This window comes from Candidatus Magnetobacterium casense, from assembly GCF_019173545.1.
GTDB classification, from domain to species: Bacteria; Nitrospirota; Thermodesulfovibrionia; order Thermodesulfovibrionales; family Magnetobacteriaceae; genus Magnetobacterium; species Magnetobacterium cryptolimnobacter.
This window is the reverse complement of sequence record NZ_JABXWD010000102.1, coordinates 1-10,146: the sequence shown is the minus strand read 5'-3', so window position 1 is coordinate 10,146 and position 10,146 is coordinate 1. Positions and strand designations below refer to the sequence as shown.

General features: G+C 52.2%; 8 protein-coding genes. 5 read left to right on the top strand and 3 right to left on the bottom strand.

The features are described 5' to 3' along the window. Window positions 1–10: 10 nt before the first annotated feature. Window positions 11–1,111: a cysteine protease StiP family protein gene (locus HWQ67_RS07305; protein WP_218252026.1), complete on the bottom strand. Its 1,101-nt coding sequence runs from the start codon at window positions 1,109–1,111 to the stop codon at window positions 11–13. Window positions 1,112–1,356: 245 nt separating this feature from the next. On the opposite strand from HWQ67_RS07305, the gene HWQ67_RS07300 reads away from it, so the two are divergent. The 5 genes from HWQ67_RS07300 (at window position 1,357) to HWQ67_RS20190 (ending at window position 5,477) form a co-directional block, all read left to right on the top strand. Further along, on the top strand, window positions 1,357–2,442 hold the full coding sequence (locus HWQ67_RS07300) for an HD domain-containing phosphohydrolase (protein WP_218252025.1): 1,086 nt from the start codon (window positions 1,357–1,359) through the stop codon (window positions 2,440–2,442). Between the two features lie 32 nt (window positions 2,443–2,474). Beyond that, window positions 2,475–3,563, top strand: a complete 1,089-nt coding sequence (locus HWQ67_RS07295) for an HD domain-containing phosphohydrolase (protein ID WP_218252024.1) — start codon at window positions 2,475–2,477, stop codon at window positions 3,561–3,563. A gap of 17 nt (window positions 3,564–3,580) precedes the next feature. After that, entirely contained in the window at window positions 3,581–4,153 is a 573-nt protein-coding gene (locus HWQ67_RS07290; protein WP_218252023.1) for a VOC family protein, read from the top strand. Between the two features lie 2 nt (window positions 4,154–4,155). Continuing rightward, the gene (locus tag HWQ67_RS07285) at window positions 4,156–4,542 is read left to right on the top strand and encodes a hypothetical protein (RefSeq protein ID WP_218252022.1); all 387 of its coding nucleotides are present in this window, start codon (window positions 4,156–4,158) and stop codon (window positions 4,540–4,542) included. Between the two features lie 161 nt (window positions 4,543–4,703). Then, complete coding sequence (locus tag HWQ67_RS20190) at window positions 4,704–5,477, top strand: DUF1460 domain-containing protein (RefSeq protein ID WP_218252021.1); 774 nt, start codon at window positions 4,704–4,706, stop codon at window positions 5,475–5,477. Window positions 5,478–5,590: 113 nt separating this feature from the next. On the opposite strand, the gene HWQ67_RS07275 is transcribed toward HWQ67_RS20190, so the two are convergent. Next, window positions 5,591–6,589: a glycosyltransferase family 2 protein gene (locus HWQ67_RS07275; protein WP_218252020.1), complete on the bottom strand. Its 999-nt coding sequence runs from the start codon at window positions 6,587–6,589 to the stop codon at window positions 5,591–5,593. A gap of 155 nt (window positions 6,590–6,744) precedes the next feature. Beyond that, window positions 6,745–9,852 carry a cache domain-containing protein gene (locus HWQ67_RS07270; protein WP_218252019.1) on the bottom strand — a complete coding sequence of 1,036 codons (3,108 nt, stop codon included), beginning with the start codon at window positions 9,850–9,852 and terminating at the stop codon, window positions 6,745–6,747. Window positions 9,853–10,146: the final 294 nt, after the last annotated feature.

Genomic DNA, 10,146 nt, shown 5'->3' with positions numbered 1-10,146 from the left:
AAGGTACGGTTTATGCGATAACAGCCGTTGCGTTGCAGGGCATGTCGGCAACTGCCTCAACCTCTACGCCCCGTTCAGCGGCCAGCATTAGTATGTGTGAGATATCGGGTATATCCACAGACCTCACCAGGATCAGCCTGGGAATTCTCCGGAGCAGTGCGCGAGTGGTCTCACCGATTCCGGGTTTTATGCGGTTTATGTCGTCTACGTTATAGGTGTCCATGAGCTTTTTTATAAACTCCCTGCTGCGTGTAGCCGCCTCTGCCCTGCCATTATCGGACAACAGTGGCATAGCGATATCCGCTGATGGCGTCTCTCTGATGGCTGCCATGATGTCGTCTACAAACCACAGTGAGAGGTCTGCGTCCCTGAACTCCTCATAGAACATGCAACCATGAAAGTCCCCGGCCCCTATGAAATCGCTGTTTAGGATGGAGCGGCTTATCAGACCGGATATCGTGGAGTTCAACAGCGAAAAGGCAATCAGATAGTCATCCCTGCAACAGGCCACCGCTGCCGTGCCGGAAAGATCGGCCAACACATGCAGATCGGCATTGATGTTGGTGCCATGTCGCAAGTTAAACCCCTCAACTGCGTGCCTGAGTTCCCCTGATATGGCACCCTTTCCCGTCCAGCCATCAACAAAGACAAGCTCTGCCCCTGCATGTGCGCAGAGTATGTGTTGCAGGGCATTTTCGTCTATCCCCCTGTCCCTGATGATGGAGATGGCGTAGTGGGCAACGTCTCTGTCAAAGATTTCCCGCAGCGTTCTTTTCAGCAAGACACCAAGGGGGGTGCCGGCCCTGGCAAGAGAAACAATGACAAACCTGTCCTTACGACTTGTGTACCTGGCAAGGGCGAGTATCTCTGTGGCCATCCGTTGTCTGTTGTCGCGCACCGCCTGGAAAAAAATATCGAGGTACCGCTGCCCCGGCAACGACTCCCGTGATATCATTTCGCTATAGTGTCGGGCGCCAGAGCGTAGTAGCCCTTCCTTCGTCTGGAGGTCTACAACCGCCATCTCGATGGGCTTAAGGAGAAAGACCACATCGTCTTGCAGGTAACTGCCATGGAAGGTCTGGTCACCCGTTTGTTTAAGTTTAAGACTCAAGGTTAAATTATATTAGCATATCCGTAACATTATAACAAATTTAGATTGGATTAAATACAAAACATGTGGCATTTTTACGGGGTCAAGGGGACTGGTCCCCTTGCGGGGGGTTCTGAAGGGGGGCGGAGCCACCCCTTTCTTTCTTGTATTGCACACAATCGAAACGCTCTATATTGCCTGCGGTAAATCTTGGAACAAATTCGTCCCCTTGATCATTTAATCAACACTGTTGTATAATAACACCTATGGGAAAAAGAGTCCTAATTGTAGACAACGACGAGGCAACGAGAAAGCTAGTCAGCCTTCACCTGAAAAAGCTAGACTATGAGGTCTACTGCGCCTCGAGCAGTAGTGCTGCTATCAGCAAGGCGGTTCAACATGCTCCGGAGATTCTGCTGCTGGACATAGACCTGCCCGGCAAGGGCGGCGGCGGAGAGATGCTCAGAGAGATACGCTCATACAAAGACCTCAAGGATATCCTTGCCATTGTAGTCACAAAACGTGCCGGTAAAGAGGACGTCATCAAGGCCATCAGAATGGGCGCCAACGACTATACCCTAAAGCCCCTCAAGATCGGCACCCTGCTTGCCAAGCTGGTCAGTTGGGCAAACACGGAAATGGAAGAACACTGGAAACAACTTAAACCCGAACATGAAAACGCACTGCGCCTGTTAAAGGTCACCATCGAAAGGTCTGTGGATTCAATCAGACAGAAGACCCCCCTGCCATATGAGGACATCGTAAATGCCATCGAAATACTGTGTGATACGCTAAAGGAAGACGGCATAGCTGATGTTGTCGGAGCGGTCAATGGTTACAACAACACGTTGTTTCTGCACTCCCTGCTTGTTGCGGTCTATATGTATTGGTTTGCCAGACTAAGGGGGTTTAACGAGCAGGAGTGTAAGCAGATGGCACTGGGTGGTTTGCTGCACGACTTTGGCAGTGCGTTAATCCCAATAGACCTCCTGTTTAAGCCCGGAAAACTCGACCCCGAGGAATATGTAAATATCAAGACACACGTAAACTACACAATGGACGTCCTGGATACCATCACCGGGGTGCCGGATATAGTGCGGAGTATATGCTGGAGCCACCACGAAAAGATCGACGGCACCGGTTATCCGCGTGGCCTCAAAGGCGATAACATAAGCATCTACGCCAGAATGATGGCCGTCGTTGAGAGCTATGCCGCACTGACAACTAAAAACGTCTACAGGGACACCTACGCATCCGATGATGCACTGAAGATGCTCTACAATCCGCCAGGGCACCTCGACCCCGCACTCATAAAGGACTTCGAACAGGGCCTGCTTAAAGGCTTTAAGTGAATCGACATATATTAAGGTTGTAAAATAAGACTATGCCCAAAAAAGTGCTGATTGCAGACAACGATGAGGTCACAAAAGTGCAACTCGTCTCTCAGTTGGAAAAACAGGGATACGAGGTACATACGGCGTCAAACACCAAAAATGCCATAAACAAGGCGCTTTTGCATATCCCTGATATATTGATATTAGACCTCGATCTACCCACAAGGGGCGGTGCTGAGGCACTTAGGGAGATTCGCTCATACAAGGACCTCAAACACATCATTACGTTTGTAGTTACGGCGCGTGCAACCAGGGAGGACGTCATCAACGCCCTCCGGATTGGAGCACACGACTATGTCTTGAAACCGCTTAAAATAGGCACCCTGCTTGCCAAGATGGTCAGTTGGGACAACTCGGAAATCGAACAACAGTGGAAAAAACTCAAACCGGAACAGGAAACCGCCTTGCGTCTGATAAAGGCAACCATCGACAGAACGGTTGATGCAATAAAGCAAAAGACCACGGTGCCCTATGAGGACATAGTGAGCGCCGTTGACGTCCTGGACTTTACGATAAAGCGTGATGGTGTGGGGGAGATTGTTGGAGCGGTGGATGGCTACAACACCACGATGTTTTTACATTCCCTGCTTGTAGCGGTATATATGTACTGGTTTGGTGACTTGAAGGGATTCAGCAAACAGGAGTGTCAGCAGATGACACTTGGGGGGTTGATGCACGATATTGGCAGTGTCCTGATCCCCACGGCGTTGTTGTTTAAGCCCGACAAGCTCGATCCGGACGAGTATAAGAACATCAAGTCTCACGTGGAATATACGATGGATATATTGGGCGGACTCAGCGAGGTGCCAGAGATCGTGAGAAATATATCCTGGGGGCATCACGAAAAGCTCGATGGCAGTGGTTATCCGCGTGGTCTCAGGGGCGATGAGATAAGCATCCATGCCAAAATGGCGGCCATCGTAGAGGCCTATGCCGCCCTGACTACCAAAAACGTCTACAGACCAACCTACCCAGCGGCTGAGGCATTAAAGATGCTCCACAAACCTGCAGGGCATCTCGACCCCGAACTTATTGAGGAATTCGGCGCTGCCGTGCTCTCAGAGTTTAACATAGGCTAGCCGGAGGCATTGGTGCGATGGCAGTTTACACGGCAATAAACCACATAGCCCTGGTCACGGGGGATATGGATAAGACGATCCAATTTTGGCGTGACCTGCTGGGCATTGAGCTTGTTGGTACAATGGCGGATAATGCGGTCAAACAGTATTTCTTTGCCATTAACGGCAGTTGTCTTGTTTCGTTTTTCCAGTGGCCAAACGTGCAACCCCTACAGGAAAAGGACGCCGGACGTCCCCGGGCAGGCAGCATAGCCTTTGACCACATCTGCCTTGAGGTCACGGACGATGACGAACTGTGGCTGATCAAGGACAAACTGGATGCGGCTGACATATGGGTCTCCGAGCTGATTGACAACGGCTTCATACACTCCATCTTCACCTTTGACCCTAACGGCATTGCGGTGGAACTCTGCTACCGCCTCAAGGGGATCGACATGGTTGCGGTCATGGACATGAAAGACCCGCTGCCCTCTTCGGTGGCAAGGGAAGGTGCACAGCCTCAGCCGTTTTGGCCCGAGCCAGACTCCCCCACACCAGTTGACCAGCGGAGGGTCTATCCTGGAGAACTGAGGAGGTTTCTGGAGCGATGATAATGCCAAAGGTAGTAGCCCTTGTAAACGTGTGGATTCTGTTGTTGTTTTGTGCATTGGCCGATGGCGCCGTGTTTGTGCTTACAGAAAAGGTTGATGGTTACAGGGTGAGGATGAAGACCTCCAGTGGTCAGTCCCCCGTCGTAGGCAAAAACGAGGTAACCTTTGAGCTTAAAGCACCCACAGGCAGGGACGTTGATGACGTTGATGTCGGAGTGACCTATGCGATTTCCGGCAACATGGCGCAGATGGCATCTTTTGTCAAGTCCGGCAGTCTCTACACGGGGAACCTGATTTTCAATGTAGCAGCCTCGTGGGACGTGTTCTTCGTCTTTGAGGTCCGTGGCCAGCCACAGCGCGTTGTGCGCTTTACTTTTGAGGTCAGGTAGGAAGTTACGTAATAGTTCAGCTATAGATGTTGAAATGTCGTGTATAATCAACCTGCTGTCAACAAGATAAAATGGGGTCAAGGGGACTGGTCCCCTTGCAGGAGGGGTCTGAGGGGAGGGCGGAGCCGCTCCCCTTCTTTTTTTTTTCAGGAGGGTGAAGGGTGAACTATTACGTTGTGTGTTTGCCGGCGGTCTTGCTCGTGCTTGTGAATCTTACACTGGCCCTGGCCTTTTCTGACGAGGCGGTGCTGAAGAACCAACAACGGATCCAGGAACAAACCATCGGATGGCGAATCGCCTTTTGGGCGGAGCAGTTTACCGGCACCCCCTACGACACCGATCCGCTTGGGGCATACGTCAGCAACAACGCTATCGTCTTCGATGACCGGGTTGACTGCATGTACCACGTCTTCCGCAGCGTGGAGCTTGCCCTTGCTCACACGCCACAAGACTCCGCAGCCATTGCCCTTGACAAGAGGTTTAAACACCGGGGAATTACCGATCTCAACGGCAACGTCTCTAACTACGATGACCGCTTCCGGTACGGGATGGACATGATACTCAGTGGTAAGTGGGGAAGAGACGTCACGGCAGACATCGGCCAGACCATCGACATCCAGGGTGCCAGGGGCATACGCACCGTCGCAATACTCCCCCCACAGGGAATCAGAGACGGGATGTCCAGGCTACAAAGCGGTGATATCGTCTACTTCGTCAAGGCCCCCAACAGGCGTATCGAAAACGAAATCATCGGACACCTCGGCATCATAAAGAGAGACAACAACGACGTCTATCTCCTGCACGCAAGCGGCACCAAAGACTCAGGCAATCGCTCCACTGGTCGTCCTTCCGGCTTAAACGGCGTCAGGAAGGTATCCCTTGAAAACTACATCGCAACCATGCCCTTTATCGGCATCCTTGTCACTCGCTTTTAAGCATCGCGCTTGATGTGTCGTTAAGAAAAGAAAGAAAGGGGCGGCTCCGCCCCCCTTCAGAACCCCCTGCAAGGGGACCAGTCCCCTTGACCCCATAAAAAATGTCACGAGGCTCAGACAGTCTTTTTCTGCTGCACGTTTGGCCGGCGGGTAAAGGTCTTTTTTGGTCGGTTGAGATTATACGTTTCCTTTATGATGAAGATGGGTCGTCGCTTTACCTCCATGTAAATCTTTCCCACGTACTCACTGAGTATCCCTATGAACATTAACTGGATGCCGCCAAACAGGTACAACGGCAACACCGTGGATGCCCACCCGGGGATTGCAGCCCCCTTGAACTTGGTCACCAGCGTCCAGCCCACCAGCATCAGGGCCGCTATGAAGTTTATAAATCCCAGGAAAAAAGACAACCTCAACGGAAAGTTGCTAAAGGAGGTGATGCCCTCAACGGCAAACATTAGCATCTTTCTGAGTGGATACTTCGTCGTTCCGGCAAATCGCTTGTCACGCGCATACTCGACCACCCCCTGCCTGAACCCCATGGACGGGAATATCCCACGCAGAAACCTGTTTGTCTCACCGTACTTCTTGAATTCGCTGATGACGGCCCTGGAGATGAGCCTGAAGTCGGCATGGTTGTATACGATGTTGACCCCCATAAATGCCATGAGCCGGTAAAAGAACTGCGCCGTAAATCGCTTAAAGAACGAGTCCTGCTCTCGGCTGCTGCGCACCCCATAGACGATGTCACAGCCGCTGTTGTGTTTTTCGATCATGGCCTCTATGACCTCAGGAGGGTCCTGGAGGTCTGCGTCGAGGGAGACGGTTATATCGCCGGAAGCATTATACAGCCCCGCCGTCAACGCCGCCTGATGACCAAAGTTGCCGCTGAGGGAGATGACCTTTATGCGTTTTTCCTTTGATGCAAGCTCCTTAAGCATCTCCAGCGTGCAATCCGAGGAACCGTCGTTTACATACAGTATCTCAAAGTCGGTTATCAGGTTCCTTTCCACAAACCCGGTCAACAGGGCCATAACCCTCGTATTGGTCGCATCAATGACCGGCTCTTCGTTAAAACATGGAACAACAACGCTTAATAGCTTCTTTTCCATTTCACACCAGGCAAAGACCAAACCTGCTTTTCATATTAATCCTCCTGATCTGTCTTTTTAAGCAGCCACTCTACTTGACCGGTTCTGCTTTTATTTTAAGCATATACATAACTGTTAGTCAAGACAGGGGTGCATAAAAAACTCACCTTCTCGGTTCAGCAGGCATTTAGCAGTATGCAGAATTCGGCCCCATGTTCTACATTTCGTGCGGTCAACAGGCCCCCCATGTGTCCCTCGATGATCATCTTTGACATGTACAACCCGATCCCTGTTCCTTTGCCCTGCTCCTTGGTGGTGAAGTAGGGGTCGAAGACCTTGTCGATGATCTCCTCGTCGATGCCCCCGGCGTTGTCTGCGACCACGACAACGGCCTTTGTGCTGTGTCGGTAGGCCTTGATGTCGATGACAGGCCCCCTGATGGCACGCAACAGGAGGAAGTCCTTGGCGTTTGTGACGATGTTCAGCAGTACCTGCGAAAACTCATTGGAATACCCATTGACCGACAGACCATACTCAAGATGCATACGAAGATCGATGAAGTTGTCCCTGAGACTGGCCCCGACAATAGAGACGGTTTTGTGTATGGCCTCGCTGATGTCAAACTCCGTTTTTTCCTTGTCCGGCTTGAAGAAGTTGCGGAAGTCGTCAATGGTGACGGACATAAATTCAAGGCTCTGATTTGCCTGACGTATCTTGTCGGCGAGATACTTTGCGTTGAGGTCGCCAAACTCATATGCGTCCTGGATGTTTAACAGGACTCCACTGACAACACTCAGGGGTTGCCTCCACTGGTGGGCAATGTTGCCGATCATCTCACCCATGGCGGCGAGCTTTGATTGTTGTACGAGCAACTGTTCGTGCTGCTTTTGCTTCTCCTCCAACCCCCTGCGCAACGTGACATCCCTAAAGACCAGCACTGCCCCCGTGGTCTGCCCCCTCTCCTCAATGGGCGTGCTGACGTACTCAACGGCAAAGACGCTGCCATCTTTTCTGTTAAACACCTCATCGAAACGGCTGTAGATAGCGCCTTTCATAAATCCCGTCAACCCTGTGATGGCACCTATGGGCATCCCCACCAACTCATCCTCCTGCCAGGCGAGCATATTTGCAGCGGCGGGATTGGCAAAGGTGATGCACCCGCTGCCATCCAGTCCCACAATGCCCTCACCCGCTGCACTTAAGACGGTCATGTGGTGGTTACTGATCCTCTGGATCATCTCTTCGGCCTTCCATCGCTGCACCCTGGTTCTGAGCGTGACGATCCCGTAGGCCAGTTCACCGGCCAGCTTTACCAGGAGATCGAGTTCTTCCGTGTCAAAGGCATACCTCTCCCTGGAGTATACGGTGAGGGCGCCAAAGGCAATACTACCCTCTATCAGGGGCAGACACACCAGGGAACGAAACCCGAATCGTCTCGCCGGCCGGCGCCAGGGCGCAAAGCTGTCATCAGCCTCGATATCCTCCACGACACATGGGCTTGCGGTCTTTATCGCACTGCCGACGGGGCCGCTGCCAAGCTCGGAGTCGTCCCACCTGACCTTGATCTGTGCCAGATAGTCCTTGTCATCACCGCCGCAGGCCACTGGACGTACCACCTTAACGCCATCCTCCTCTATGGCATAACCGACCCAGACAACCGGAAACCCTCCCTCCGTAACAATGGTCTTGCATATCCTCATCAGCAACTGCAACTCATCAGTGGCCCGGACGAGCGCCTGGGAACAACTGCCAAAGGTCCGCAGTGCCCTGTTGAGCTTGAGGAGTACCTCCTCGGCCTGTCGTCTCATCGTATCATCAACAATAACGCCATCAAGGTGGATGATCCTGCCTTGGGCGTCATAGACCCCTGCCCCCCTGTCGTTGAGCCAGCGCGTGGCGTTGTGGGCATCGACGATGCGATATGTCAGGTCATAGGGGTGTTTGGCCTTGATAGCCTCAAGCAGTGCCCTTTCAGTGTTTTCCCGGTCCCCGGGGTGTACGATACCGGCAAATGGACGCTCCTTGTTAAAGAGGAATGCCCCGGCAGGGTATCCGCAGACGTCCTTAATGGCAGAGCCAAGAAACTCCATTGTCCAGTTGGCATCGGCCAGGCGTCTGTACACTGCCCCGGGGATGTTGGACACCAGCGTGCTGTAACGTTCCCTGGAGCCACGCAGTTGACTGAGGGTATCTTCGGTGTCCTCTTTTTTCTTGTACAGAGAGCTTCCCAGTTCATCAATGCCGGCGGCCAGAAGCCCCAGCTCTGACTCCCTCCAGGCAAAACCGCTCCGTACAGTCAGGTCTCCGCCTGCCATCCGTCTGACAACGCCCACAAGACGATAGACCTGCCCAGTGACAAACACATATATGCCGCCCCATCCGGCCACGATAACAGAGACAAACGTCAACACAATCCCCACGAGGTTACCCCTGAGCCTGCGGCGTGTGTCGGCAAAGATGTCCTCGGTGGGCCGGCCAACACCGGCATACAGACCAATGGCGTTACCCATGCTGTAGAGAGAGGCAAAACCATAGTGGCGGTTGATGTTGTCCGGCCCGTTGGTATCTGTAAATTCAACGCCATTGTGTTCGGCTATGGCCCCTTGCAATTGACCTTCGGTGATGGTTGTCCCGACCCACCTGTTGCCGTCGGGGTGATGGGCAATCACCACACCGGTGGAGTTGAGCAGGGTGATGGTGTAACCCCCGGGGAAGTTGACCCTGGATATAAGCTCTCTTAAGGTGTGGAGGTTAAATATAGCGTAGGTTACTCCGATAAGGCGTTTTTCCTTATTACGCAGCGGATATGCCATGTACATGACGGGTTTGCCCGTTGAGCGCTCAACAGCAAAGTCACCTGCTATGAAGCCCCCGACCTCCGTAACCTTCCTGAAGAACTTATTATTAAGCACGTTTATCTTTTCCCGTCTCGGTGGCAGTGTTGTACACCACACCATGCCATTGATATCCGCTACTGCTATGCCGTCAAGGTAGGGCAGGCTCTTGAGCAGAAAATGCAGTTCTTTCTGGCAATCAGGGGCGTTGGTCTGTTGTACCTCGGGCATGTGGCCGATGGTAACAAGCGTGGCTCTAACCCGGTCTATATAGCCCTCGATGGCTGCACTGACCAGCACGGTCATGGCGCTGATGTTGCCGTTTGCCTCTGAAATGGCCAGAGAACGCTCTTTTACATTGGCATATAACGTCACAAACAACATCGGCACCACTGCTATAATGGCTACGTATACGATACGAAACTTGATCAGGTAAAACAGCTTTTTCATCGCAAAGGCACAACTCCCATGATATTGTAACATTATCAGTGAGAACAGGGTGTAAAAAAAGAGTCGTAGACAAGGCTGTCGCATTAGAGATTCTTATGAATTGTTATATACTGAAATGACACAGGTTTTTTCAGGCATGATATTTGAGCGTGAAATAATGGGGTCAAGGGGACTTCTTTCCGGCCGGGGCGCCTCGCCCCTCCCCTTGCGGGGGGTTCTGAAGGGGGGCGGAGCCCATAGGTGTTAAGCTAAGAATGCAATCCTGCCAATAAAGCCATTCTTTGTGGAGAATCC

Excerpts from the sequence above, each read along its gene's own strand:
- HWQ67_RS07300 (WP_218252025.1), top strand. The coding sequence starts at position 1,357 with ATGGGAAAAAGAGTCCTAATTGTAGACAACGACGAGGCAACGAGAAAG.
- HWQ67_RS07295 (WP_218252024.1), top strand. The coding sequence starts at position 2,475 with ATGCCCAAAAAAGTGCTGATTGCAGACAACGATGAGGTCACAAAAGTG.
- HWQ67_RS07290 (WP_218252023.1), top strand. The coding sequence starts at position 3,581 with ATGGCAGTTTACACGGCAATAAACCACATAGCCCTGGTCACGGGGGAT.
- HWQ67_RS07285 (WP_218252022.1), top strand. The coding sequence starts at position 4,156 with ATGCCAAAGGTAGTAGCCCTTGTAAACGTGTGGATTCTGTTGTTGTTT.
- HWQ67_RS07275 (WP_218252020.1), bottom strand. The coding sequence starts at position 6,589 with ATGGAAAAGAAGCTATTAAGCGTTGTTGTTCCATGTTTTAACGAAGAG.
- HWQ67_RS07270 (WP_218252019.1), bottom strand. The coding sequence starts at position 9,852 with ATGAAAAAGCTGTTTTACCTGATCAAGTTTCGTATCGTATACGTAGCC.